At 51.7% G+C, this 26,135-nt stretch carries 20 protein-coding genes and 5 pseudogenes; 9 read left to right on the top strand and 16 right to left on the bottom strand.

Annotated features, from left to right (window positions below; all coding sequences use genetic code 11):
• The first annotated feature begins 2 nt into the window (after positions 1-2).
• Together IAE38_RS17715 and IAE38_RS17710 are read left to right on the top strand one after the other, a co-directional pair.
• The gene (locus IAE38_RS17715; RefSeq protein ID WP_328822898.1) at positions 3-2,186 is read left to right on the top strand and encodes a DEAD/DEAH box helicase; all 2,184 of its coding nucleotides are present in this window, start codon (positions 3-5) and stop codon (positions 2,184-2,186) included.
• Between the two features lie 296 nt (positions 2,187-2,482).
• Positions 2,483-2,978, top strand: a pseudogene (locus IAE38_RS17710) (TonB-dependent receptor domain-containing protein); the annotation flags it as partial.
• A gap of 17 nt (positions 2,979-2,995) precedes the next feature.
• On the opposite strand, the gene ykgO reads toward IAE38_RS17710, so the two are convergent.
• Positions 2,996-3,124: a type B 50S ribosomal protein L36 gene (gene ykgO / locus IAE38_RS17705; RefSeq protein ID WP_201165004.1), complete on the bottom strand. Its 129-nt coding sequence runs from the start codon at positions 3,122-3,124 to the stop codon at positions 2,996-2,998.
• Positions 3,125-3,821: 697 nt separating this feature from the next.
• Here ykgO and IAE38_RS17700 point away from each other — a divergent pair.
• Positions 3,822-4,736, top strand: coding sequence for a LysR family transcriptional regulator (locus tag IAE38_RS17700; RefSeq protein ID WP_201218462.1), 915 nt, complete (start codon positions 3,822-3,824; stop codon positions 4,734-4,736).
• 79 nt (positions 4,737-4,815) lie between these two features.
• Here the strand turns inward: IAE38_RS17700 and IAE38_RS17695 are convergent, their stop codons facing one another.
• The 4 genes and pseudogenes from IAE38_RS17695 to IAE38_RS17680 form a co-directional block, all read right to left on the bottom strand.
• Entirely contained in the window at positions 4,816-5,706 is an 891-nt protein-coding gene (locus IAE38_RS17695) for a TauD/TfdA dioxygenase family protein (protein WP_201165000.1), read from the bottom strand.
• 23 nt (positions 5,707-5,729) lie between these two features.
• Positions 5,730-6,761 carry an ABC transporter substrate-binding protein gene (locus tag IAE38_RS17690; protein WP_201218460.1) on the bottom strand — a complete coding sequence of 344 codons (1,032 nt, stop codon included), beginning with the start codon at positions 6,759-6,761 and terminating at the stop codon, positions 5,730-5,732.
• Positions 6,762-7,146: 385 nt separating this feature from the next.
• The gene (locus IAE38_RS17685; RefSeq protein ID WP_201164993.1) at positions 7,147-7,437 is read right to left on the bottom strand and encodes a TraR/DksA C4-type zinc finger protein; all 291 of its coding nucleotides are present in this window, start codon (positions 7,435-7,437) and stop codon (positions 7,147-7,149) included.
• Positions 7,438-7,469: 32 nt separating this feature from the next.
• Positions 7,470-8,750: pseudogene (locus IAE38_RS17680) on the bottom strand (dihydroorotase); the annotation flags it as partial.
• A 2-nt stretch (positions 8,751-8,752) separates the two neighbouring features.
• Here IAE38_RS17680 and IAE38_RS17675 point away from each other — a divergent pair.
• A pseudogene (locus tag IAE38_RS17675) lies at positions 8,753-9,292 on the top strand (aminoacyl--tRNA ligase-related protein); the annotation flags it as partial.
• Between the two features lie 179 nt (positions 9,293-9,471).
• Here IAE38_RS17675 and IAE38_RS17670 read toward each other — a convergent pair.
• The 3 genes from IAE38_RS17670 to IAE38_RS17660 all read right to left on the bottom strand — a co-directional run bounded on the left by IAE38_RS17670 (position 9,472) and on the right by IAE38_RS17660 (position 13,293).
• Positions 9,472-10,287, bottom strand: a complete 816-nt coding sequence (locus IAE38_RS17670; protein WP_201165507.1) for an ABC transporter ATP-binding protein — start codon at positions 10,285-10,287, stop codon at positions 9,472-9,474.
• Complete coding sequence (locus IAE38_RS17665) at positions 10,284-11,867, bottom strand: ABC transporter permease (protein WP_201165509.1); 1,584 nt, start codon at positions 11,865-11,867, stop codon at positions 10,284-10,286. The genes IAE38_RS17670 and IAE38_RS17665 overlap by 4 nt, the downstream gene beginning before the upstream one ends.
• 511 nt (positions 11,868-12,378) lie before the next feature.
• A complete protein-coding gene (locus IAE38_RS17660; protein WP_201165511.1) occupies positions 12,379-13,293 on the bottom strand; it encodes a LysR family transcriptional regulator in 915 nt (304 codons plus the stop codon).
• Positions 13,294-13,893: 600 nt separating this feature from the next.
• Here IAE38_RS17660 and IAE38_RS17655 point away from each other — a divergent pair.
• A complete protein-coding gene (locus IAE38_RS17655; RefSeq protein ID WP_201218459.1) occupies positions 13,894-16,257 on the top strand; it encodes a TonB-dependent receptor in 2,364 nt (787 codons plus the stop codon).
• A gap of 162 nt (positions 16,258-16,419) precedes the next feature.
• The gene (locus tag IAE38_RS17650) at positions 16,420-17,721 is read left to right on the top strand and encodes a hypothetical protein (protein ID WP_201165515.1); all 1,302 of its coding nucleotides are present in this window, start codon (positions 16,420-16,422) and stop codon (positions 17,719-17,721) included.
• A gap of 122 nt (positions 17,722-17,843) precedes the next feature.
• On the opposite strand, the pseudogene IAE38_RS17645 reads toward IAE38_RS17650, so the two are convergent.
• The 3 genes and pseudogenes from IAE38_RS17645 to IAE38_RS23915 all read right to left on the bottom strand — a co-directional run bounded on the left by IAE38_RS17645 (position 17,844) and on the right by IAE38_RS23915 (position 19,453).
• A pseudogene (locus IAE38_RS17645) lies at positions 17,844-18,772 on the bottom strand (electron transfer flavoprotein subunit alpha/FixB family protein).
• Positions 18,773-18,992, bottom strand: a pseudogene (locus IAE38_RS17640) (electron transfer flavoprotein subunit beta/FixA family protein); the annotation flags it as partial.
• Between the two features lie 365 nt (positions 18,993-19,357).
• Positions 19,358-19,453 (bottom strand): hypothetical protein, encoded by a 96-nt coding sequence (locus IAE38_RS23915; RefSeq protein WP_328804914.1) that lies wholly within the window; start codon positions 19,451-19,453, stop codon positions 19,358-19,360.
• A gap of 207 nt (positions 19,454-19,660) precedes the next feature.
• On the opposite strand from IAE38_RS23915, the gene IAE38_RS17630 reads away from it, so the two are divergent.
• Positions 19,661-20,044 carry a LysR family substrate-binding domain-containing protein gene (locus IAE38_RS17630; protein WP_236404152.1) on the top strand — a complete coding sequence of 128 codons (384 nt, stop codon included), beginning with the start codon at positions 19,661-19,663 and terminating at the stop codon, positions 20,042-20,044.
• Positions 20,045-20,181: 137 nt separating this feature from the next.
• Here IAE38_RS17630 and IAE38_RS17625 read toward each other — a convergent pair whose 3' ends face one another.
• Complete coding sequence (locus IAE38_RS17625) at positions 20,182-21,099, bottom strand: LysR family transcriptional regulator (protein ID WP_236404154.1); 918 nt, start codon at positions 21,097-21,099, stop codon at positions 20,182-20,184.
• 123 nt (positions 21,100-21,222) lie between these two features.
• On the opposite strand from IAE38_RS17625, the gene IAE38_RS17620 reads away from it, so the two are divergent.
• Together IAE38_RS17620 and IAE38_RS17615 are read left to right on the top strand one after the other, a co-directional pair.
• Positions 21,223-21,966: an SDR family oxidoreductase gene (locus IAE38_RS17620; RefSeq protein ID WP_201165519.1), complete on the top strand. Its 744-nt coding sequence runs from the start codon at positions 21,223-21,225 to the stop codon at positions 21,964-21,966.
• 16 nt (positions 21,967-21,982) lie between these two features.
• On the top strand, positions 21,983-22,660 hold the full coding sequence (locus IAE38_RS17615; protein ID WP_201165522.1) for a type 1 glutamine amidotransferase domain-containing protein: 678 nt from the start codon (positions 21,983-21,985) through the stop codon (positions 22,658-22,660).
• Positions 22,661-22,784: 124 nt separating this feature from the next.
• On the opposite strand, the gene IAE38_RS17610 is transcribed toward IAE38_RS17615, so the two are convergent.
• The 4 genes from IAE38_RS17610 to IAE38_RS17595 form a co-directional block, all read right to left on the bottom strand.
• Entirely contained in the window at positions 22,785-23,393 is a 609-nt protein-coding gene (locus tag IAE38_RS17610; RefSeq protein WP_201218458.1) for an alpha/beta fold hydrolase, read from the bottom strand.
• A gap of 272 nt (positions 23,394-23,665) precedes the next feature.
• Positions 23,666-24,028: a histone-like nucleoid-structuring protein, MvaT/MvaU family gene (locus IAE38_RS17605; protein ID WP_201165524.1), complete on the bottom strand. Its 363-nt coding sequence runs from the start codon at positions 24,026-24,028 to the stop codon at positions 23,666-23,668.
• A gap of 174 nt (positions 24,029-24,202) precedes the next feature.
• Positions 24,203-24,952, bottom strand: a complete 750-nt coding sequence (locus IAE38_RS17600) for a hypothetical protein (protein ID WP_201218457.1) — start codon at positions 24,950-24,952, stop codon at positions 24,203-24,205.
• 166 nt (positions 24,953-25,118) lie between these two features.
• Positions 25,119-25,268 carry a hypothetical protein gene (locus tag IAE38_RS17595; protein WP_201165527.1) on the bottom strand — a complete coding sequence of 50 codons (150 nt, stop codon included), beginning with the start codon at positions 25,266-25,268 and terminating at the stop codon, positions 25,119-25,121.
• Between the last annotated feature and the right edge of the window lie 867 nt (positions 25,269-26,135).

The raw sequence follows: 26,135 nt of genomic DNA, 5'->3' as shown, positions 1-26,135 counted from the left end.
GGATCTGGTCGCAGGGCTGGACGTCGCTACGCGATGCGCAGGAGTGGGCGGTGCCGGCCCTAATTGGCGCCGACCAGGACGTCATCATCGCGGCCTCGACTGCTGCAGGTAAAACCGAGGCCGCTTTCCTCCCCGTCCTGAGCAACCTCTTGAACGATACGAGCACCGCAGGCGCGGTGCTCTACATCAGCCCCCTGAAAGCCTTGATCAACGATCAATGGGACAGGCTGAGCAGACTGTGCGAACGACTGGAGATTCCAGTCGTCGCGTGGCATGGGGACGTGTCCGCAAGCAAGAAACAACGCTTTCTCAAATCACCTGAAGGCATTCTGCTGATCACACCTGAGTCGCTTGAAGCACTCTTCGTGAACCGAGGCTCAAGCTTGCCAGGTGTTTTTCAAAACCTACGTTACATCGTCGTGGATGAGCTTCACGCGTTCATTGGCAGCGAGCGTGGAAAGCAATTGCAGTCTTTGATGCAGCGCGTGGAGACAGTCGTTGGCAGGCAGCTTCCACGTGTGGGCCTATCTGCCACCTTGGGTGAGATGTCTCTGGCTCAGGTGTTTCTAAGGCCGAACAACCCTGAGCAGATCACCGTCATCAACTCGACGTCGACAGGCCAGGAGCTGCAAGTTCAGGTACGCGGCTACATCGAGCGTCCAATGCAGCAGGTGGTTGCCGACCATGGTAAGCGACAATCCTCTGAGGAAGATGCCACAGACGAGGAGACCGAGGAGTCAGGCTCTAAAGTTGCGATCGCCGGACATCTCTACAAGGTTTTACGCGGGCACAACAACCTGATCTTCCCTAACCGGCGCCAAGAGGTAGAGTGGTTTGCAGATCGACTGCGGTCGCTGTGCGAAAACGATGGCGTTCTCAACGAGTTCTGGCCACACCATGGCAGCCTCTCAAAAGAGCTGCGAGAAGATGCTGAGCGTGCCCTAAAAGCCGGCGATCCACCCGCTTCTGCTATTTGCACGACGACGCTTGAGCTAGGCATTGATATCGGAAACATCAGAACAGTTGCCCAAGTGGGATGCCCACCCTCTGTAGCTAGCCTGCGACAAAGGCTCGGAAGATCGGGACGGCGCGCAGGCGAGCCTGCCATCCTGAGAGGCTACTGCCGGGAGCGCGTGCTCACGGATCAGTCCGACCTTTCCGATCAACTGCGTGAAGGGTTGGTGCAAACCGTTGCCATGATTCGCTTGCTGGTGGCCGGTTGGTTTGAGCCCCCTCGTTCGCAGGGAATGCATGCTTCCACGCTCGTTCAGCAATGCCTGTCGACCATTGCCCAAATGGGCGGCGCCAGCGCTGCCCAACTGTGGAACGATCTCATTGCCAGCGGCAGCTTCGCGAGCGTAACGAAGGGCGATCTGATGTTGCTGCTCAAGGGCATGGGTGAGAAGGAGCTGATTGTCCAGGACAGTTCTGGTCTGCTCCTGCCAGGTGAGCTGGGTGAGCGTCTGATCAATCACTATGAGTTCTACACCGCTTTTACCAGCGATGAAGAGTTCCGACTGCTCAGAGATGGCAAACCACTGGGATCTCTGCCCGTTAGCCGGCCACTCTCCAAGGGGCAGAGAATCATCTTTGGTGGCCGACGCTGGCAGGTTCAGGATGTAGATCTTGAAGCCAAAGTCATCGTGGTTACCCCAACGCGCGGCGGCGAGCCACCCCAGTTTGACGGCTTGGGCGCTCAGATACACGATCGCGTTCGAATGGAGATGCGGAGTGTTCTTTCGGAAACAGCACCCTGCCCTTTCCTGGACAAGCAGGCCCAATCATTGCTCCAGGAAGCGCGGCAAACATTTCATGCCCTCGGGCTCGGGGAAAAGTCGATCGTGGGATCGGCTAGCGCCAGCCATCTTGTAACTTGGCAAGGCGACTACACCAATGATGCCTTGGCTTTGCTGCTGAGGCATGTGGGCATCCAGTGTGAGAACTCGGGACTTTTTCTGGACATCGCATTTGGTGCGGAGGATTCACTGAAAGCATTGCGTACCGTCGCTCAGCTAGATGTCTCTAATCTGGAGCCCATTCTCGAGAACGTGGAAAACATGATCCGAGAGAAATGGGACTGGGCTCTTCCTCGACCGCTTTTGATGAGGTCGTTTGCCTCAAGTCACCTAGATCTGCAAGGCGCGGTGGAAATAGCTCGAAAAATCAGTGAAAACCAGTACCAGTAGAGGGCGCTTGGGCGTGTCCAGTAGCAGCGGACGCCCAACAGCCCCCGCTGCTGGGCACTGCTACCGCTCGGCGCCCGTTTGAGCACGGCCCGCTCTGGCCCCATTACAGCAGCTGAAGCCAAACGCACCATCACAAGCGCTGCGTGGTTGCCCCCCCTTTCTTCAGCTCACATGACCAAAGCCGGAGAGTCGAATCGCTCGATGAGAAAATCCGTTACTCCCCGTTGTCTGAGACTTGAGCTTCTACACAGGAGCGCCTCACTCCTAACAACAGGCAGTACCCAATGCAACAGTGCAATGGGTACGAGACCCAATACGGCGCCATCACCTCCTTGACCTGGCGGCCCGAGGTTGAATGGTTGCACGCCTTCGCCCTGGAGGGCGGTAGCGATATGCAGAAGCAGGAAAACCGCAGCGAGCGCTACAACACCATCAACCGCGTGCGGCAGACTCAGACTCGCGACCAAGATTTCGACTTCAATACCGTTGGAGCCTATGTGCAGGCCGAAATCGAGCCCTTTGAGTCGCTGAAGATTGTCCCGGCCCCGCGTCGACAAGATCAGCGGCGATTTCACTAACAAGCTTACCGACCAAGATTACGACATCAACGACTATGGCCTTATCAAACAGCCGAAGCTCAGTGTCGTCTACTCACCCTGGAAGTTTGCGAGTTTTTATGCGAACTGGGGCCGCACTTTCCAGGTAGGCACAGGTGCAGCTGCCTACAAGGTACCGCCGCGTAATGAAGACCTTGATCCATCGATCAACGAAGGCTGGGAGACCGGCATTCAGAAGATTTCACATTTTCTTCACACCACCTTGCCGCGCCTTAAGCGCGGATTGGATTTGCAGATTACGTAGAGTCTCCCGCGCCGCTTCACTACCTGGCAGTCCCGATGGCGATTCTTGGCTTGCTTGAGCGATGAAAGGACTTGCATAGCACTACTCCTGTTATGTAATAACACTATGATAACGAGAGTCATTCTCGATTACGACCACTCCTGCCGGCCATCACTCTCGAGTCTTCAGGACAGCCGGCGCGTCCTTAGCTGTCCCCTGGGTATTAAATCGGTTACCAAACATCGCGCGTTTGGAGGTGCGGCAACAACCCATGGAGCGCGTCGGAATCACAAGGACGAATCCGACTACGGAGCATTTCGAACGCGCGTGACGCTTTGCGGTTTTCTTTGTATGCATGCATCGGCGACATGGCATTAGACTGCCGATGCCAATAATTTGGCGTCGTATTTTTGTTTTTGTTTGTATGAATTACGTGCTTAGCAAGGAATTTCAATAGCCGATTTTTTAGTCAAGCTCAAGCTCAAGATCTAGCCCGTCAAGCGCGGGCTAGTCGGCTGCGATGCTTGTAATTGTCAGCCCTAATAATCCGGGCCATCCCTTTTGAATAAGTTCACAATCATTACCGGGACTTTGCTATTCTAAAAAACAGAACAACTTATAAGTACCGTGAAACAGCTCTAATATACTCAATGACAACCCGAATTACCGGAGCCGTTTAATTGCCCTTCAAGTACATTCCAAAAAGGAATAACAATAGATCGATCAATTATTTGGCTTGATTACTTGAAAGATATAACATCACCAAATTTATAACTAGTAGCCTGTGAAACGTACATGAATATTGATCTCCGCCAGCTTCGTCACTTTATTGCCCTAATCGAACATCGCAGTTTTGCTGCAGCTTCAGCAGCTGTGCATTTGTCTCAATCGGCATTCAGTCGCAGCATACAAAGTCTAGAGAATAATATTGGATACAGATTAGTTGATAGAGGTGAAAAGGGGTTAAACCCTACACGGCATGGCTTATTGGTTCTTGAGCACGCGCGACAAATCGTTCATGGCGCTCGCAGCTTGATCAGAGAGGTTGAGGATTTTAGCGGAACCAGCACGGGCCTGGTAAGATTCGGTTCTGGCCCAGCAGCTGCGGGCGGGCTAGTTGCAATTGCGGTAGGGCGCTTCATTACAGAATATCCGGCAGTTAAGACATATCTGCAAGTAGACAGCTGGCAAGGTCTCAAACAAAAGCTTTCTGCCGAGGACATTGATTTTTTCATAGCCGATAGTGACGAGTTTGAGTCCAGCCCTAACCACAAAATAACACATATAAAACCTAGGCGGTGGAACTTTTGTTGCCGCGCAGGGCATCCTCTGAGTTGTAAGGAGGAAGTGCGGGCGGAAGATCTACTACAGTACCCACTAGCGACAGTATTTCACCCTCCCAGAATTCACAAGCTTCTATGTGAGCTTAGTGGGCGTAGAGACTTCACCCCCACGGTAGAGTGCGAACATGGATACGCCCTGATAAACATCGTTCAACAATCTGACGCAATCGGAATTGCATGCACAAACAATTTTCAACAACAAGAAGCGAATCCGCGATTGATCATTCTAAAACTCGCGAATCTACTACCAGAACACGAGGACGCTTTCTATACACGCTACGGGATAGTCAGCCGTGTTGACATCGGTTTATCACCCATGGCAAGAGCACTAATAAATCAATTAGTTACTAGTGATAAAGAGATTTAAGGAGAAGCTATCGTAAATGTCTGAGTGGCGCCAGGGCAGCACAACCTGACGCCATACTTCAAACTTTATCGCGAGATATTCAGCCTTTGCGTATTGATCGGCTCAGAGATCCATCCACCGCCACTGGCACCTCACCTTTTAAAGTGACGCGGCGCATCAGCCTCCGCTGCGTACCATAATCGTTGAGCGCATAGTGCTGGGTTGCTCGATTATCCCAGATAGCTACATCACCCAGACTCCAACACCAGCGCACAGTGTTTTCTAGGGCAGTTACATGCCCCTGAAGCAGCGATACTAGCTTCCTTGAATCTTCCAGTGAATATCCTCTCAAATATTTAACAAAATGACCAAGTTGCAGTGTCCGCTCGCCAGAGATCGGATGCACTCGCACTACTGGATGCTCAGCCTCATAAATGGTCGACAAAAAACTACTTTGCTTATCCCTAATTCCTTCTGTAGGAGGAATGTAGTCATAGTCGTTGGTATGGATTGCCCACAGCGTATCGGCAAAGGCACGGAGATGCGCTGGCAGGTTTTCATAGGCGCTTGCGGTATTCGCCCAAACTGTATCGCCGCCAGATTCAGGTAAAATGATACTGCGCAATACAGACGCTTTGGGGTAAGCGTCTATAAAGGTTACGTCCGTGTGCCATGACGCTGCACGACGGCCTGAATCGCCGTCCAGCTCAAGCATATATTTAGTGCCACCTACCGCAGCTAACGTAGGGTGACGAGCAGGTTCGCCTAGTAGTTCAGCAAATGCCTCCTGTTCTTGGTCATCCAAATGATTCTGACCGCGAAAGAAAATGACCTTATACTTAACCAGCGTTTCCTGGATAGTCTCTACTGCGTCTGCTGCCAGGCTGCCGGAAAGTTTAATTCCTCGAACTTCAGCACCAATACGACCAGCAACTGGGATAATTTCTATCCCGTTTTGATATTCAGAACTACTCAATGGTTTTTCGCTCATACACCACCCAACTATGGCTGAATTTATGGGTTAACTTTAGCCGTGGCTTTCTCGGCCATTACTTTGTTCATGTAGCTTGGTTCTACCCAGTCGCGGGCCTCAAAGCGGCGACGTATTAAACGCTCACTAAAGGCTAGCTCGATACTCTTTTGTAATCCCGAAACAAAATCTGCATCGAGCCGCGGGTCAAAGTAAGTCGCTAGATCCTCATCTGCCAGCTCGGTCTCCAAGACATATGGCGGCCATGAAGAGTTTTTTGTAAATAATTCGATGTAAGTTTTTTTGTTGCGTTCATCTCTTAACCAATCTGAAGCTTGCTTTTGAACCTCGAGCAGTCGCGTCACGAGCTCTGGATAGTCGCGAACAAATTTTCCAGTGCCAAGAAGCATGATCTGAGTACTCCCAGCATTCTGCAATTCTTTTGAATTGACAGGAAGCTCTGCCAAACCGCGTTGCTGCAGAACTATCAAATTGGAAAGCCCCCAGGTTCCATCAATTTGGCCTGCGGCCAATGCCGCATTCGCCGCATTCGGATCTAAGTTGATTACTTTTACGTCACGCTCCGAGAGCCCTTGGCTGGCCAGAGCGCTAACAAATGATAACTGAAGAGCAGTGCCTCTAAATACAGCTATGCGCTTGCCTTTCAAATCACTCAACTGCTTAATCTCGGAGCCAGGCCGAACGGCTAGATAGCTTTTTATCCCGCGCACACCTACGGATAACACACGAGTATCCAGCCCACCAGCTTTCCCAACGATAGCCGCCAGGTCGCCCATGTATGCAATATCGACTTGATCATTCGCTAGTGCCTCATTGATGACTGGGCCAGCACCTTTAAAAAATCGCCACTCAATAGTTATTTTATCTTTCTCAAATGCTTTCTCGAGCAAGTGTTGCTCACGGATTACATCTATCACGCCTCCGGCAGCATGCTTGTCGCTTCCGCCTGCATCCGGAACGGCAATTCGAATGGTGGCAGGCGCACTATTCGCCGCATAAGCTGATGTAGTCATCAATGTCAAAGTAAATAGAGCGAGCTGAAAAAGTCTGTTCATATTTTTCCTGAGCCACCTGCATGATGCTTAAGCAATGTATAGCGGCACGTTAAATGAACATATTGAATTTTACAAACAGAAAAAAATAGCTAAGCACCATGCACAAGGGCATAAGCCAATGAATACGCCACACCGGGTAGGTCATGCAAGTGATGCAAAAGCGAAATGAGGAGATTGCAACGAGCGCGCTATTTTCCGCACATCACTTATCGTGTATATAGAAAGGAGTGAGGCAGAGCGCCCTCAAAAAACTATAACCAAGCTTAGCTGTACTCCTAGCGGAAGCTTTAGCACTCATAATGTTAAAATAGCAATCGAGCCGCCTTAGGCAAGGAATCGATCCCCATATGTTTAAAGTATCTTGTTGGGTCAACTACTAACCAGCCTAGTCTTCCCGCACATGCCGCTCTTTCCTTTCCTGCCACTCCTTGGCTTCAACGCTCAACTTCGCAGTTGGCCGCAGAAGCAAACGTCGCAATCCAATGGGCTCTCCCGTCTCTTCGCACCATCCATACTCTCCTCGCGAGATCCTCTCCAAGGCTTCGTCAATCTTGTCCAATAGCTTCTTCTCCCGCTCAAGCAGGCGCAATTGCCACTGCAGCTCTCGGAAGAACCCCTGTTGCGCGGCGTCCATGTAATCGTCAGCTGGCAGAGAAAGCTGCTCTTGTTCCGTCATGTCGGTCACTCTCGCTCGATAATTTTGAGTTGTCAGGATCGCTGCGCACCGAAGGCCAAAGGCAGGCCTTGGCAGCTCTCATTAACGCATCCGCCATGCCAGGCCAGTTGCCCAGAAACTACAGTCGTCATTACTCGGTGCCGCAACTGGTGATTTTTTAACGGTGTCCACTGACAGTGAGCAAGGATCGGGTCATGGGCGACTGGTCGTGGTTCCTCTAAACGCTCTACAAGAGCGAGGTCTGCCCAGTACCCCTCTCGCAGATATCCGCGCTCCTGGATCGCGAACAAGTCCGCAACCGCATGACTCGTCTTTTGCACCAGTTGAGTAATCGGCAGAACACCTTCTTCCACCAGCTCAAACAACGCAGGAAGCGCATGCTGAACCAGGGGTAATCCAAACGGCGCAGAAGCATACGCCCTCTGCTTCTCTGCCAACGTATGTGGGGCATGATCAGTACCGATTACATCGATGCGATCATACAGGAGAGCTTGGCGCAGGGCATCACGATCCTCTCGGGTTTTGATGGCGGAGTTGCATTTGATGAGATTGCCAAGGCTTGCGTAATCACGGTCATCGAATAGCAAGTGATGTGCGCAGACCTCTGCAGTGATCAATTTGTTCGCAAGAGGGCCAGGCTCGAATAATTTCAGCTCCATAGCCGTGGTCAAATGCAGCACATGCAGGCGTGTGTTGAACTTGTTGGCAAGCTCCACTGCCAAGCTTGATGAGCGGAAACAAGCGTCCGCATCTCGAATTACCGGGTGCATTGCCGGCGGGATGAAATCACCAAACTGCTCGCGGTAATGAGCCTCGTTGGCCAAGATTGTAGGCGTATGCTCACAGTGCGCGAGCAAGATAGTAGGTACATTGGCAAACAGCCGCTCCAGTACTCGAGGATCGTCAAGGAGCATGTCTGCCGTCGACGCGCCCATGAACACCTTCACACCTGCGACCTGCTGCGGGTCAAGACTGGCGACTACATCCAGATTGTCCTTGCTGACTCCAAAGTGAAAGCCGAAGTTTGCGACTGACGAAGCAGCGGCTCGGGCTTTCTTATCTTGAAGCGCGGCGAGGGACAAGGTAGCCGGATTGGTATCGGGCATGTCCATAAAGCTGGTAATCCCACCCGCAACGGCGGCTCGGGACTTATTCGCCATGGTTGCCTTGTGAGCAGCGCCAGGCTCACGAAAGTGCACCTGGTCGTCGATCATTCCTGGCACAAGCCAGCGACCCTGCGCATCAATTTCGACGGAGGCGTTAACACCATCGATGCTACCTGCAATTTTCTCAATTCGGTCATATGCAATGAGAAACCGAAGATGGTCGCGCCCTAGCTCTCAAGCCGATGAATTGCCCAGGCGGCACCCTCCTCTATCGACACGGCCTCAAGAGCTATCGCGACTTGCCGATTCGCATGGGCGAATTCGGTAAAGTCCATCGGTATGAACCTTCCGGCTCTCTCCATGGATTGCTTCGGGTTCGTCACTTTACCCAGGACGACGCGCACATTTTCTGCACTCCTGAACAGATGAACGAGGAGTGCCGATCCGTCGTGGCTTTAGTTCTGGACATCTATCGCCAGTTTGGCTTCGAGGAAGTGCGCATCAAGCTGTCTACTCGCCCTGCCAACCGAATCGGCAGTGACGCCACTTGGGATCAACTCGAGGGTGCGCTCATCCACTCTCTCGAAGAAATGAACCTCGTCTGTCAGGTCAATCCTGGTGAAGGTGCCTTCTACGGGCCCAAGCTTGAGTTCGTTTTGCGCGACGCGATTGGCCGGGACTGGCAGTGCGGCACGCTCCAGGTCGATATGAACCTCCCTGAACGATTCGGCATTGAATACGTTGACGAAGATGTGGGCAGAGGATACGCCGCTGCCCGGAAAATTGCTGTTTTAACAACTGCACGCCCGAAACCTCACCTTGCACACCGCCAGGTTAATGAAGAGCATCCTGAAATATTTAAAGCCAGATGAGTTAGATACAAGCAAAAAACCTCGCCTTGCTCGTGACATCACAGCAGGCTGAATATTTACTGCGCAATGAGAGCGGAATCAATACCGTTGATACTGTTTTTATTAGGCAACACATAGAGCTCATCACTTGTCAGCTCATGCAAAAGCTCTTCACGCAGCAAATGAAACTCGTACTGACTACGACTACGTGGTCGAGGCAGGTTAACTTTGATGATACGCTTGATACGTCCTGGACGAGGATCCATCACAACAATTCGATCGGCGAGAAAGATTGCTTCTTCCGCGTCATGAGTGACCATCACAGTCGTGATCTTGGACTGTTCACGAATCTGAAGCAGCTCATTTTGCATTTGCTGACGAATGAGCGCGTCCAGCGCGCCGAAAGGCTCATCCAACAGCAAGATGCGTGGGCTCCCCACTAGACCTCGAGCGATAGCCACCCTTTGGGCCATTCCGCCGGACAATTGATGCGGATAGGCACGAGAAAACTCGCTAAGACCTACCAGGTCGATAAACTCCATTACTTTCCGCTTTTTTTGCTCGTTAGTAGACCCATCATTTACTAACCCCAAGCCGACATTACCCTCCACTGTCAGCCATGGAAAAAGCCGATGCTCTTGAAACACCATGCCGCAACCCGCACCAACTACTTCAACTCTCCTCCCATCCACGCGTATATCACCGCTATAGTCAGTCTCCAAACCAACCAATAGACGTAATAGAGTAGATTTACCGCACCCACTGGCGCCCACGACTGCAATGAACTCACCTTCTGAAACTTCCAAGTTAAAATCATTGATCGCCTGGAATATTCCTCCGTCGATATTGAAAGCTTTTCCAACATTAGTAAAGCTAACGATTGGATGAGTCATGCTTGCCTCCAGCGCGTGACACGCGCCTCTATACGGTGCCCGAGGTGGTTGATCATCCCGCCAGTGATCCCAACCAGCAGCATCGCAGCCATAATCTTGTCCATATCCATTAGTTGTTGCGCCCCAATCATTAGGCTACCAATACCACCATTCGACGGCATGAAGTATTCGGAGCCGATTGCTCCTAGCCAAGAATAAATCAGACTCAGACGCAATCCACTGCAGATGCCGGGCGCAGCGCCGGGCAACACAAATTTCCTGAGGCGTTGCTGCAGGTTCAGCCCTAGCACTAGCGCGACCTCATTCAATTGCTCTGACTGGCTAGCGACGCTCCGATGAGTGGCGATATATAATGGAAAAAACGCCGCGAATGATACGAACACCCACTTCGCCGACTCGCCTAATCCGAACCAAGCAGTTAGCAGTGGAACCCAAGCGAAGATCGCGATTTGCCTTAGGGCTCCCAAACTTGGGCCAAATAGTCGCTCAGCAGGCCGGGATAACCCTAGAAGCAGGCCCGCGGCTAATCCAAAAAAGCCCCCGATGAGCAAGCCCATAAGTGCTCGGGTAAGACTGGAGGAAATGGCGTGCAGCAAACTGGCATCGAGCATGCCCGCAAAGAGAGTTCCCAAGACTCGCAAGGGCGATACCAATATCTCCCGATCAACCCAATGGAGCTGGTACGCGGTTTGCCACAATACCAACAGTGTCAGGGGCAGATACAAAGCTGTAAGACTCTGCCGACCGCCAGGGCGGTGAAAGCGCTTGAGCCGTGAGGTCGGTGGATGTGGCCAGTGCACTGTTTTCTGATCAACCCAGCCAATCAACAGATCCAAAACCACTCCAATCAAGCCAATCACAGCGATGCATACAAATACGATGTCGAGCATAAACAACTGCCGAGCCCAGACCATTAGGTAACCGATGCCCTCACTCGATGCCAATAGCTCCACTGCCAGCAAGGATGACCAGCCCGCAGAGAGCGCCAAACGCACTCCAGCCATGAATGATGGCATTGCGGCGGGGATGATCAACCGACGGATGAGCATCAATTTAGGCAGACGCAACACCGCAGCGGCCTCCCGCAAGCCTGGTTGAGCATCGCGTACGCCTACAAGAGTGTGTAGCGTGATCGGAACCACAACGGCTTTGATAAGCACCATGAGTTTTAGTAACTCACCGATTCCGAAGAAAACCATAAACAGTGGAATCCATGCCAGCGTCGGAATCTGCGCCAATGCGCTGAAGGTCGGGAGCACCAGATTCTGCAGTCTCGAACTGGCGCCTAGGCAAGCACCGAGCAGCGCGCCGAAGCTAATGCCTGCCAGCAGGCCGAGCCCCAGACGTAGAAGGCTCACTGCAATATTTTGCCAGATTTCCCCGCGGCCTAATTCTAGTGCGGTTAGCCAAACCCCCCCCGGCGAGGGAAGAATTTGCGCACTCATCAGGTGGTCTCGGGCAGCGATCCACCACAGCGCGAAGATGAGCAATGGCACATAGGCGCCGCTCAGACGGACAGTAAAAACAATCCACCATGGATGCCAACGAGGTGAGACAGAAAGGGTTCGGTCACCAAGCATTCGACTCTCCGAAGGTTGGCGTGTAGGTTACAAACCAGCGATCAAATACTCGCATCAACTTACTATTAAACATGTGAACTGGTCTTTGAGTTAAAAGACGTCATTAGTACCGTCTTCTGCAAAAACCGCCAATGCTTTATCCGAATATTTTCTATGCCACACATGCATAACTGCACCGCCTCATAAAATTTAATACGACTTGAGGCATCGCTCTGCGCATATTTTCTACAAAACGAGATATATACGAGAAATATGCATGAGCATTCTAAAACGTCAAGCAGCGACCCCAGCAACCATAGTCAAACATTGAATTTTATAACAAAAAACGTATTCCTAAATAAGGACATAGACGCTTTAGGATAAATAAGATATCAAAATAGCTCACCAGCATTATTAAAAATGCTAAACGGTACTTTGAATTTTAGAACCCTCACACATAGACGGAGCGCAACAACAATAGCTTATTGCAAACATCCATACAGCAAAAAATTTAAGCATGCTTTAACCTATTTCAAGCAGCACAGTGCGACTTATCTAGCCCAACAATTATATCAATCATCGCTCGCGCCGCAGGAGATAGGCGGAAGCCTGCACGACTAATAATCCCGAAAATTGCTGAGCCACCAGGTTGTTCGCCCGGAAAATTGCGGAAACGCAGACGCACCAACGATCCAGGCAGAATATCTTGCTCATAGTGTTCCTCCGTGCTCATGCCGACCGCATCAGTGTTCCGTACAATCTTAGCCAGGCTACTGAAATCATCGGTTTGTATCGCTAGAGCGAAATCCAAACGGCCACTGGTTGCAGCAAGGCGTTTACGGGCTCCTGGAGGCAACATCGCACTTGCTAACGGATAATCGAAAATATCGTCAGGAGACAAGTTAGTCTTGGATAACAATGGGTGTCCCGGCCTGCAAAAAAACACTCCGCGTCGTGGTGTGAGTGGCTGAGTATGAAAATTAGGATCTGACTCGAAATGGCGAATATCGGCAACAAAAAACTCAATCTCCTCTCGATTCAAACTACGACTTAGTTTTTCCCAGTTAGAAGTTTCGAATCTGACTCGGACACCCGGATAAGCTGCCGCAAATCCCGCTACGGCGTCCGGAACTAGTTTCACCGCCGGAGCAGGGCCACAACCAAAGTGAAGCTCACCGGCATCGAGCTTCGTCATTTGAGCTACTTCTCGGGTTAACTGATTAGCGTCTTTTAGTATATTGAGTGCATGGTGTAATACTACATGACCCTCCGGCGTCGGACGCAGATCTTTGCTGCCACGATCTATCAATACGCAACCAAATTCCTGTTCCAATCCCTGGATACTGCGACTGAAGGCTGGTTGTGTGATTCCCATGGCGTCAGCTCCCCGTACGAAGCTGCGATGTTCGTTAAGAGCGATGAAGTAGCGAAGCTGGCGTAAATCCATATGCGTTCCCGGCATCTAAAAAATAGGTCGAAAGTATTGGCCCTAAGCCAGACAGAGGTTTTAAATGCTGACTCTTATGCCGTCAACAAAGCTTTAGATCTTTGTTTAGATCATAAAGGCATATGAGCCTAACTTCGCCGCGTGTAGAACCGACCAAGCCTGGAGGCTCGTCCTTGAGCAGTACTACCAAAATTTTCAAATACACCAACTACAGCTATACCGACCACCGAGTGTCAAGGGGCGTAGGTGCTGCAATGAGAATAGTAACGTCGAGTGGAAGGCGTGACTCGCTCGACCAGGAAACACACCATCACTCGAGTCTAAAGCGCTTGTTCTCGAGGAATGGTCACGGTTAGACGATCAGAGCCATAACGATATTTCGCTCACCCTAACTTTCAACTTTTTTAGTGTTGCCTGCGAGTGGAAACAGATAAGCATGTAGCTAGCACCCCACGCAGCTTTATGGCGCCATCCCAATAAAAAAGAAACAACTAACATAGACGCAGATTTATCACAAAAAATTAACCAAGCCCCCAAATTCGAGTCGAAAAATTCGAGATGGCTTGGGTAATGGGTGTGATTACGCCCCAAGGAACTTCAATGACTTATTTATCGCGTATTTCCACGAAACCAATTTTTCCGCTTAAAACCTTACCAGCGACTTTATTGCTAGCAAGCTACATCGCCTGCTCACCAGCACATGCTTCGGAGGATCCCGCTAGCAAAGAGCCCGAAGCGGCAAGCGATGCAACGTTGGATAATACACGCCTGAAAGCAGTGACGGTAACTGCCCGCCGTCGCGAGGAAAGTGCTCAGGATGTACCGGCTACGATGAGTGTTATAAGCGGACAGGCGTTAGAGAACCAGCGAGTTTACCGCATACAAGATCTTCAGCAGTTGACACCTAGTCTAAACGTGGCCTACATGCATGCTAGGCAGTCAAGCGTATCAATTCGCGGACTAGGCAACAACCCCGGTAGCGATGGGTTAGAAGGAAGCGCCGGATTGTACATTGATAATGTCTATTTAGGAAGGCCAGGGATGGCAGTGTTTGACCTAATGGACATCGAACAGCTTGAAGTACTGCGCGGCCCACAGGGTACTCTGTTCGGCAAGAACACAACCGCTGGGGTAGTCAATATTAGCACTCGGTTGCCGAGCTTTACACCTGAGCGGAGCATCGAAACTTCATTCGGAGAGGATGGTTTCTTCCAGACAAAAGGGACTATTTCCGGGCCTATTTCCGAAGTGATGGCCGGACGCTTTTCGGCGTACCGAAGTCGCAGCGATGGTGACCTGAAAAATGAATATAATGGCCATGACCTCAATGGCGGTTCTCGAGAGGGGTTTAAAGGTCAATTACTATACAAACCTAGTGAAGACTTCAGTTTACGCATCATAAGCGACTACAATGAGGAGTCTTCTAGCGCCGGCACACATCCACTCTACAGCACGGGCCCAACTATTAATGGCGTCAACCGCTTTGAATCCCGAGCTGCTGCCGTCGGCGCCACACTAGTTGATGGACGCAAGCGCAGAGTCAATATAGATGGAGTTCAGCGCGTTACAGTGCACCAAGGTGGGCTATCGGCAGAGGCGAATTGGAAGCTATCTAGTGACTTCACTCTTACATCCGTCAGCGCTTACCGATGGTGGGATTTCAGCCCTCGTAACGATGACACGTTAAATGTACCAGTCACTAACAACAGTGGCGTGTCGGTTCAGGATAAACAATGGTCACAAGAGTTCAGGCTGGCTTCTCCTATTGGTGGCACATTTGATTACGTTCTGGGAGCCTACTATTTCGGATCTGATTTAGACAATGAAACTAAAATCAGTAATGGCCCTCTGGCCGACCTATGGAATGGAACTCCAACTGGCGCTCTATCGAACGTTCAAAGCCTTGGCAAGGGGCATATTGAAACCAACAGCTTCGCGCTGTTCAGCCAAGGGACATGGCACCTTACGCCAAAATTGGACTTCACCGCGGGCTTGCGGGGTACGTACGAAGAGAAAGACGCCTGGGTCAATCGTAGCCCATCAATTGGCGGCGAGCCAGTTTCAGGCGCTGCATTAGTATCCCGAAACGCTCGGTTCGGAGCGTATGAATCTGGGAGTTTAAATCAATATAGTTTCAGCCCATCTGGACTATTAAGCTTAAGCTATATCTTCAACGAAGATCTTCTCGGTTACGTGACACTTTCGCACGGCGAAAAATCCGGTGGTGTTAACCTTTCTGTCGGCACCGCGCCTACAGCAGGGGCAGAGTCATTAGAGATCGGCAGCGAGCGTGCGAACAACCTTGAATTGGGCATCAAAAGTACTTTACTTGACAACCGCCTCCAACTGAACGGCAACTTGTTCTGGACTCGAGTCAATGGTTATCAGACCACTGGGTATGACGAAGCTAATCGTGTCCAGTATTTAACCAATGCTGGTTCAGTTAGGTCTCGCGGGGCAGAATTAGAAGCCACGCTCATCCCGCTACGTGGCCTGACGATAAACGTCAATGGCTCTTATAACGATGTACGCTATCTTTCTTATAAAGATGCCCCTTGCCCTCCCGAGGTAGCCTATCAACCCGGAGCCCCAGCATCTTGTGATCTCAGCGGTAATCAAGTAGTAGGCGCTTCAAAATGGATCGCCAACATCAACAGCGTGTATGAATGGCATTGGGGCGATAACCTAGTGCCATATGTCACAGGTAGCTACGCTTATCGCTCTAAAGCTGTAGGCACCGTAGAGGATTCATCTTATGCACAAATCCCCGCATATGGCGTAGCCAATTTTTCAACAGGATTACGAGGTAACTGGGGGCAAGGCCAATGGGATTTATCATTGTGGGTCAAAAACGCCTTCGACAAGACCTACTACACTACATTTTTCAATGAAATCAATGGTGGCTATTCAGGATTCTTGGGCACACCCCGAACTTTGGGCGCAACAGCGCGGTATGACTTCTGACGAAGCGAATAGAATAAATATCTAGAACACCAGAATTAGAGGCCGCCCTGCGGCCTCCTTGACCGGGGATTGTCTGCTCCCAACGCAGCCCGTTGACACACTCGACTAAGAATACTCACAGCGCAATCCAATGCTCAACTATCTTAGATAAATGAGGCATAAATGAGCCAAGATAGATCTTCGACCCACCTCCCAACACCTAATACACTTCAATCATTGAATGATTTGAAGCCACAAGCGGAATTGTTCTCCTCCGCGCTGCTTACGAAAGAAAATAAAGAGCTAGAAAATTTATGCTTGCGCCTGTTCAATTCGCCAAACATCCAAGCAACTATCGAAAAGCTGGAAAAACAACTTGGCTCATTGCCACTGGCCCAAACAGCTGACGCTCAAAAGACGCTACCCTCAGCAGTTCGCGAGTTAGCAATGGGGGCTATCTCGTACTTGGCCGCAGACGACCCACAGCGGCCTAAAATAATGCTACATGAGAGCCCTCCCAGAAGGGATTGGCCAGGCGCACGATACATTGTTGACAACCCCGACAACGTTTATCGCATCGTTGCAATTGATAGTCATAGTCAGTACCTAATTACTGGGAAATTAGGAAGCGCACCACCATCACAGTATCTTTTTGAGCTCACCAGCAGTTGGAAGGGCATGACTGGAGAGAATCATATTGCGATGTTAGCTAACCATGAAGTTCTAGTAGGATTCGATGGTTTTTTTGAGATAACCATCGACAATCAGCCTGCAAATGGAAGAGCTAACCACATACAGAGTACCGCCGATGCAAAATACCTCATGATTAGGGATGTCCTGTCTGACTGGGCTAAGCAATCACCCAACCGCTTAAGCATTCGGCGGGTCTCTGGCCCTTCACTTCAGCCGAGGAGAGCATTTGACAAACTTACAAAAGATGCTGAGGCGCTTGTTCCAGAGTTCGTTGACTACTGGCTTCCTATTCTCAGCAGCATTCAACCTGTGATCGACGGTGAGATACCTGAACTCCTGCTGCGAACTGGGGGCTGGGGATGGGTCGTCAATCGGCGCTTTACACTCGTTGAAGATGAGGTTTTAGTCATCACAGTAGATCCTGGATCAGCCAATTATATCGGTACTCAAGTTATGGATCCGTGGGCTCGTTCTCGCAATTACATCAATAAAACAGGCAGCCTGAATGGAGCACAGGCAGTGTCAAACCCCGATGGCACTTACACTTACGTGCTATCGAATACAGATCCCAAATTTGTGAACTGGCTATCAACCGATGGGCTCCTTAACGGGTATGTATCGATTCGAGTGCAAGGAATACCCTCAGGTGGCAGTATTGGTGGAGTGAAGTCATTCCACATTCTATCCATTGAAGATTTACCTGACCGAATTACCAGGCGCCACTCATCTAGTATAAGCCAAACGTTGCTGGACAAGCGAATGACAAGCTATTCAAGGCGTAATGATTCGTAGTTAGTGAGGTATGATGAGTAAGTGCTGGCATGGCTGAGACCAAAATCGATCATCTTAGATTGTGCTGCTAAAACCCAGGCCTTGTTGCAAGAGCCCGGGTTACGTGTACGGCTGCAGGCCGATCAGGCCAGCTTTTCCAGCTCAGGAACCGCTTCGAACAAGTCAGCGACTAGGCCGTAGTCGGCTACCTGGAAGATCGGCGCTTCTTCGTCCTTGTTGATCGCAACGATCACCCTGGAGTCCTTCATGCCGGCCAAGTGCTGGATCGCGCCGGAAATACCGACGGCGATATACAGCTGTGGCGCAACGATCTTGCCGGTCTTGCCGACCTGCGTATCGTTCGGCACAAAGCCTGCGTCGACCGCAGCGCGCGAGGCACCGACGGCAGCGCCGAGCTTGTCGGCCAGGCTGTACAGGTGCTTGAAGTTGTCACCGTTGCCCAAGCCGCGGCCACCGGATACAACGACCCTCGCAGCGGTCAACTTCGGGCGGTCGGACTTGGCCAGCGCTTCACCGACGAAGATTGAGATACCCGCACTGTGCGTAGAGCAGACGGTTTCAACAGTCGCCGAGCCACCTTCAGCGCCTATTGCGTCGAAGCCGGTGGTGCGCACAGTTATGACCTTGACCGTAGCGCTCCATTGCACGGTGGCAATGGTGTTACCGGCATAAATCGGGCGTTTGAAGGTGTCTGCAGATTCTACCGAGATGATTTCGGAGATCTGGTCGACGTCCCGCAGCGCGGCAACGCGTGGCAAGATGTTCTTGCTGTTGGTAGTGACCGGGGCCAGCACGTGGCTGTAACTCTTGGCCAACTCGACCAGCAGCGGCGCTACGTTTTCTGGCAGAGCGTGGGTGTAGACAGCGTTATCGGCAACCAGCACCTTGGCCACGCTTGCGATCCTGGCGGCGGATTCGGCGATGCCACCGACGTTCTGGCCAACGACCAGGACGTGCACATCACCACCGATCTTGGCGGCAGCGGCAACAGTGTTCAGGGTGGCCGGGCTACGGCACCATTCTCGTATTCAGCGACAACCAAGATAGTCATTTAGATCACCTTCGCTTCGTTCTTCAGCTTCTCGACCAGTTCGGCCACCGATTTGACCTTGATGCCAGCGCTGCGGGCAGCCAGCGCTTCAACTTTCACGGTCTTGGGTCGAAACGAGGGAAACGCCCAGATCGTCAGGCTTGACGGTCTCCAGCGGCTTCTTCCTGGCCTTCATGATGTTCGGCAGCGACGCATAGCGTGGCTCGTTCAGGCGCAGGTCATCTCTCCCACGACGGAGAACGCGACTACACAATCCTCAGCAGCGTTCACCGCAGGAAAGATTTCTTGCGAGCTCTGCTCTCGACTTACACCTGACCCGTAACCGTCGCAATTCCAGCGCCTCCCAGAGGCGCTGGCTGCACTACATCGCTCCGGTGAGAAACGATCTTTACAGGGGCGTCCGAAGTCGACCGTGCAGAGGCACTGGCACTGACTCCGAGGGTTGTGCAGCAAGCGGTATTGGCAAAAATTCTATGGCCGTCCAACTAGTCAACCAGCCCCCCTAATTGCGCCATGCTTTTTTCTCCTAGGGGTTGGCTTAAAGCACTGGCCTAGGAAATTGCAAGATAGGGTTTGAAGAGACAATCACCAGTGGTGTCTAGCTCGCGAAATCGCAACGTAAAAGAGCTTGGCCGAGGCGAAGCGCTCGGTCAGAAAATGAGCAGCATCCGGTATGAGCACATGATCGAACTCCAGCCCTTTTAGCAGCAGCGGTGTTGATATAACTCACTTGATAGGAGATCGACCGGTATGGCTGAGTCACTGTCGAGCATGTTGGCAGGCCTGAGTCAAAGACTCACTTCTCCCATAAGCCAGTTCGATGAGTGAGCGCTTTGCATCACCGAGAAGCTCACCTCTACACACTGTTTTAGCCTCTCCAGGTTGGTATTGCTGGCCCCTGACAATCATCCATTGGCACAGGACTTCAATGGTGACTTGGCATCTCTCCGACAAGAGAAATTCATCTTTCTGGAAGACCCTGCTGGGATAGGCCTCACCTCACACACTCTCCAGCTATGCCGTCAGTACCAGTTGCACCCCTCTAACATCATGTATGTGCCGTCCTTGATGAGCATTCCTGGCCTGATAGCCGCTGGCATCGGGATCAGTATTCTTCCTGAGACCCTTACACAATTGAGCATGCCGGGCATCCGCACTCTGGAACTGAGTCAGCCAGACATGCAGAGCGAATTGTCGCTCATCACTCGAGTGGACGAACGATCGCGAGCAGTCATGCATTTTCTGGGGGAAGCGGAGAAGTGGCTGAACTGAAAACAGCAGGAGCACCCGCCATCAACCCCTCTCCATTTTTCTGCACCTGCAGTGATCTGAGACTACCCAATGCCACGCGGCTTGCCGGAATGTCAGCCTTTTCACGTTCTCGAACGCACCACTACACCGGTTTATTGCTACGGCACATGCCCAACCGTAGGTGCTCCCCCTGGAAATAGACGTTGATCACTGAGCTTTTCCAGTAAGAAGTCATAGACCAACCTTATTCTCCGCGGCGCAGGCCCTGGGCGCGTCCGGTAGAGAACCAGATCGAGTGGTTGCGGAGCATGATCTGACATCACCTCAACAAGGGTGCCTTGCGACAAATGAGGCTCAGCCAAGTAAAGAGGCATTTGAGCAAACACGCCCCCCTGCAGCACCATTTCCAACTCAGTTTCCGGGTCATCGCATGTGAAGCCAGGTTGCTCGGGAATGAAGCTCTCCTCGTTGGGAAAAATCCACGGCCAACCGCGTCCGGATCTACGATCCTGAAGCAGCGATAGAGGCATGGTCTTCAGCTCCATAAGACTCAATGGCGCTCCAGCACTGGCTATGAGCTCAGGTGCGGCCACGACAAGCAACGGAACGCTTGCCACCGTCCTCGCGATGAATCGACGATCGCGGACAGTACCCACTCGAATCCCGATATCGATTTTGGATGCCACCGAATCCGTTAGCTCATCGTCCAGAGTTAGGTCGATGCTCAGTTTCGGATACTGCCGACGTAACTCAGCCAGGAAACGGGCTAGGTAGAGCTTGCCGATCGCATGCGGTGCAGTCAGTCCCACTCGCCCCATGATCTCTTGCCCATCACCGCGATCCGCTCTAGAGAAGAGCTGGTCAAAGCCTTCTATTGCCGCCCTCGCTTCTTGCGCGAGCTCCCTTCCGAAATCTGTGATTCTCATCTGTCGCGTGCTGCGGTGGAACAGCGACTCGCCCATGAGTCGTTCAAACTCCTGCACCGCCCGGGTAACTTTCTGAGGCGATGTTCCTAGGTGATTCGCAGCTTCGCGAAAGGATGAACAATCAACGACCGCCAAAAAAACCCTCACCATCTCAAGCCGATTCAGCACGTTATTGTTCCATATTTTGGAATTTTAAAATCCTGAATATTCCATTCTCTGTGATGATTTGACAACTCATAATCGGTGCCATCTCCACCTAATGAGGCTTCTGAAATGAGCAAAGGTATCGAAGGAAAGGTCGTCGTCATCACGGGTGCAAGCAGCGGCCTGGGTGAGACCACTGCTCGCCACTTGGCCAGCAAGGGCGCTTTGGTCGTGTTGGCTGCACGACGCGAAGATCGCCTCAAAGCAATTGCTGCAGAAATCGAAGCCAGCGGTGGAAAAGCCACGGCGCTCGTGGTGGACGTCACACGTCGTGAGGACTTGATTTCCCTCGTGCAACACGCAGTGGACACGTTTGGCCGTTTGGATGTGATGATCAACAATGCTGGCCTAATGGCGATCGCGCCTATTTCTGAACTGCGGGTTGATGAATGGGATCGGATGATCGACATCAACATCAAGGGGGTGATGTATGGCATTGCTGCCGCCCTACCCCTGTTTGAAAAGCAAGGGTCGGGTCACTTCATCAACGTCTCGTCTGTTGCGGGCATCAAGGTCTTTAGCCCTGGCGGTTCGGTCTACAGCGGTACGAAATACGCAGTCCGGGCGATCTCGGAAGGTTTGCGCCATGAGGTAGGGAAGAACATCCGTACCACCACCATCGAGCCAGGCGCGGTCGATTCCGAGCTGAAATTCGGTAGTGGTCACGAAGCCAGTGCACAGGCGGTGGCTGACTTCTACAAGAACGCAATTCCTGCAGAGTCTGTTGCGCGAGCCATCGCATTTGCCATCGAACAACCGGCGGATGTGGACATCAATGAAATTGTCCTGCGTCCAACATCTCAGGATTTCTGATCGAGAGGATAGTGAAATGAAAGTTTTGATAGTCCTTACATCGCACGATCAACTGGGCGACACCGGCCTGAAAACGGGCTTCTGGCTGGAGGAGTTCGCTGCACCTTACTACGTCTTCAAAGACGCAGGTGCCGAGGTTGTGCTGGCATCCCCAGCGGGTGGGCAACCGCCACTCGATCCGAAAAGTGAACTGCCTGATTTCCAAACCGACATGACGCGCCGGTTCAATGCTGACCTAGCCGCCCAGAAGGCATTGTCAGCAACCATCAAGCTCGATACGGTCAGTGCGGAAGACTTTGACACAGTATTCTATCCAGGTGGGCATGGCCCTCTGTGGGATCTCGCAGAGTCGAAAACCTCTGTCAACCTGATCGAATCATTCGAACGCGCCGGCAAGCCCATCGGGTTTGTATGCCACGCGCCTGGTGCACTTCGCCATGTTAAAGGTAGTGACGGATCCCCGTTGATCAAAGGCCGACGGGTAACGGGTTTCACCAACGGCGAAGAAGCCGCCGTGGAGTTGACCGACGTGGTGCCATTCCTGATCGAAGATGAGTTTCAGCGCCTGGGGGGCCATTATGAGAAGGGCCCAGATTGGGCTCCATTCATCGTCGAAGACGGCAAGTTGGTTACAGGTCAGAACCCAGCAAGCTCTGAAGGTGTGGCTAAAGCACTTCTCGCCCAAATGGAGTAATCGCTTGAGCTGGCCTGAGCTCACAGAGGGCTCAGGCCAGCTCGATACGGTCTTTGGCACATCGCCGCATAGCAAATTCCAATGCCTGATTCACGGAGCTTGCTTGAAAGCGACTCGATACACCTCAAAAGCCATGGTGTTCATCAATCAGGTTCGCGACCTCTCTAGCATGAATACGCCCTAGATCATGAGCAGCCTCGGGAAAAACTTTCAACCGAGCGCCAGGGATGCGTTGTGCTAACAACTGCCCGACCCGTAATGGGCTTATGGGATCTGAGCCACCCCATAGGAGCAATACCGGCATGCGTAGCTCATGCAGGCGAGCCGTGAGATCGGTTCGGTCATCCAGAAACCAGCGTGGTACGTCCGGGTAGTCGGTTTCGAACTCTGTCCGCCAGTCCTCGGCACCCAGTGCAGAAACGCCCATCCCGCCCGAAGTGACAGCTAAGGTCAGATGAGTAATCAACTCAGGCCGCTCAAGTGCCATATGGATGGCTACGACTCCCCCCATGGATTGGGCTACCAATGCCGTGGGTCTATCGATTTCGTCCAATGCCAACGATGCAAGATGCTTCAGGCTAGCGATTTTCGGGCTGGGTGCTGTGGTGCCGAAGCCAGGCCATCCCATGTGGCGTATGGGTATTGTTGATCTGAGTCTTTCAGCAACCGGATGCCAGAACTGGACGTTGCCAGAGGCTCCAGGTAGAAAGAAAACGCTTTCAGGGGTAGTCACAGCTCATCCTTGACTCTGCGTAGGCACAGCGCTTATGTAGAGGCGCTGAATGGTCTTACCACAGTGCCTGCTATCCGTTCATTTGGCCAGACCTGTGGAGTTCAAAGCATGTATTCAAGAAAGGCCTGGCCACTTCACAACACCATCAAAGCGCACAGGCTAGGTTAAGGACACTTGTGAATATGACAAAGCCAAGCTCTCAAGTAAGAACTGGCACGAACAAAAAACGGCCCTAAGGCCGTTTTTAGCTTACCGTCGGTGCACGCGACAAATTACGACACCCAGCTCTCAACTTCGTCAGAACCGTACTCAGCTTTCCACTCTTTCAGAAGCTTGTGGTTTCCGCCTTTTGTTTCGATGATTTCCCCGTTATGCGGGTTTTTGTACTGCTTGACCTGACGGGCTCGGCGAGGAGCCTTCTCTGCAGCTACCGGGGCAGCACGGCGACCAGCCTGCGGATCCAGCAGGTTGATGATATCTCTCAGACTGTAACCATACTTTGCAAGCAAATCGCGCAATTTGGTTTCAAACTCGATCTCGTTCTGAAGCTCACTGCTACCTTTCATGGCCTCCAATTCGGCCAATTGTACGGCGAGTTTTTGCTCGAGCTGTCTGAATTCCGCCAAACGGGACATGTAAATACTCCAAAATGTGATGAGTGATCTGTAGAGAATCTTAACGCAGGTTAAGTTCAAATCCAAATGAAAATCAGGGCAACCAATCCTCGGGCTTCTTGCCACTGCTCCAGTAACCATATTCAGAATTTGGCAAATCCACAGACAAGTCGACAACCTTCTGAATATCTACTTTTAGAGGATCGAGCAGCTCGATTTTTTGCGTAGCCAGCTAACCCAAATAGCCAGTGCCATTTGAGATGCTTCGTCCTGCGGTGACGCATCCATCGTCGCCTGAATAAACGCGCGCAGTCGCTGAGCTCGCTCCCAATTCTCCAGGTTTATCATTAAATTTTGACGCAGCTTTTCCTGACGACGCTGCTGATCAATCTTCTCTCTCCTTACCCGCTCCTCTTCGGCCCAACGACACCGATTGGTTTCGTCAGATGACCTTCGGGTTTTCACAGAGGCAGCAATTCGAACAAATCCTGTCAATATCTGACCAAGCTTCGATTCAAGCTTACCGGTCTTACTGTCCGCCGAAGTTTTTTGGATCAAAACCTCTGATCGTGCATCCACGATGAGGGATAGCACGCCAGTAGGTTCCCAGCCAAAGCGGGCTGCTCTCATAGATGTGAAATCAGGCTCCCCCCTCTGACCAGGCTTGAAAGGTTTGGGGGGCGGCGGAGGGATATCGTATCGTTTAATCCGCTCTTGTATCGTGATCAGTAAATCCTCACCGTCCAGGCGTACGAAGCTTCCATTGTCATTTACACCCCACGTGTAGCCCACGGCCTCACTCGCCCTGATCAGGCTGTCGAACAGAATCGCGCACCGGCCAATTTCCGTCGAAGAAATGTGGGAACTCAAAACCCGCGACTTCTCTACTACTAGCGCGCCGTTGAGCTCCTTGGCTTTCTTCGCTGCAGCGAGCCATTTGCTCACCAACGGATGCGGGTCTACCAATTCCGTTGGAACGATTAACGTGCCGAGGTCTTTGACTGGGCTCTGGGGCTTAGGTTTCTCAGATTTTGGGATATCCAGAACATGGAACGTGATGGGTATAGTGGAGACTGGCGGTTTTGGACGCCGGGGCCTTTTCGACTCTGGCTTAGCCCAGTGGCCGCGGGCAGGCAATGTGATCCCGGCCTTGCGGCAGGCCTACATCAGATACGCCAATTTCCTTGGCGATTATCAAAACCGGTCGTGCCCAGACCATCTCGAATAGCTGCTGAGGAGTGAAGCTCTTTTCGACGTACATCACTGATCCTTTGTAGCGCCCGAGGAGTTGTAGCAATCGGCGTAAGGCTTAGTATCTACTCGACAACGAATGTAATCAGGGCTGCCATCGCTGCATCAGACGGCCCACGTCTGGTCAACAGGCGACCTCTCTCTCAACGAATCTGCTGAGCATGCATCCGCGTCAATGCTGAGCAGCTTGGCACTCATCGATGGTTTGATACTGCACAGCTCAGCACCCCACTCGCCCCCAGCAGAATGCTGTCGCATGAGCTACCAATCTTTAATGTCAGCCGTCACATTCCTAGGCATGCATACGCCAGACGTAGCTATCCCCATTAGGTATCAGTGAGCTTCACTCATTTTTTGTTACTCAAAGAAAATTTTTGAACCCAAAGTCAAAAGCAGTGGCCTTCGGCCAAAAGGGCGACTCCCCCAATGCCCCCCACTGGGGGGCATGGAGAAGGTCAGTTCAACACGATTCGAAGCAGAGCAGCAGCAACAGCAAAGGCGTCAGAAATCGAGTTTTTTCTGGGAAAAATCGGTGGGGCAAAATGCGCTGCTTTTTTGTTTGCCTTCAAATATAACAACTCCGTCCCGCAAAAAAATTTTATAGGGGGTGAAGGTTAAAGTCGTCGCCTTTTTGACCGTAATGTCGCATATAAGTAAGAAAATCGGGCTGAAAAGGCCCCACGGAGAGTGCGCCATCTCCCGGGGCACAGTAAGCGATTTGCTTAGATCAACAGGCTGTCGCTATCCAGAAGCCTAAGAACGAAGGGCTCATGACTCCGGGTCGAAGTCATCCTATCTGGCCACGAAAATACAGCAGGCAGCCCTCCTAGTGTCGTGAGCGGGTAGTTCGTTTTCTAACGCGCAACGGTATACTGTG

Origin of the sequence: Pseudomonas sp. S32, assembly GCF_016648095.1 — a bacterium.
Classification (GTDB): Bacteria; Pseudomonadota; Gammaproteobacteria; order Pseudomonadales; family Pseudomonadaceae; genus Aquipseudomonas; species Aquipseudomonas parafulva.
The sequence above is the reverse complement of the archived record's forward strand: the minus strand, read 5'-3'. Positions and strand labels throughout refer to the sequence as shown.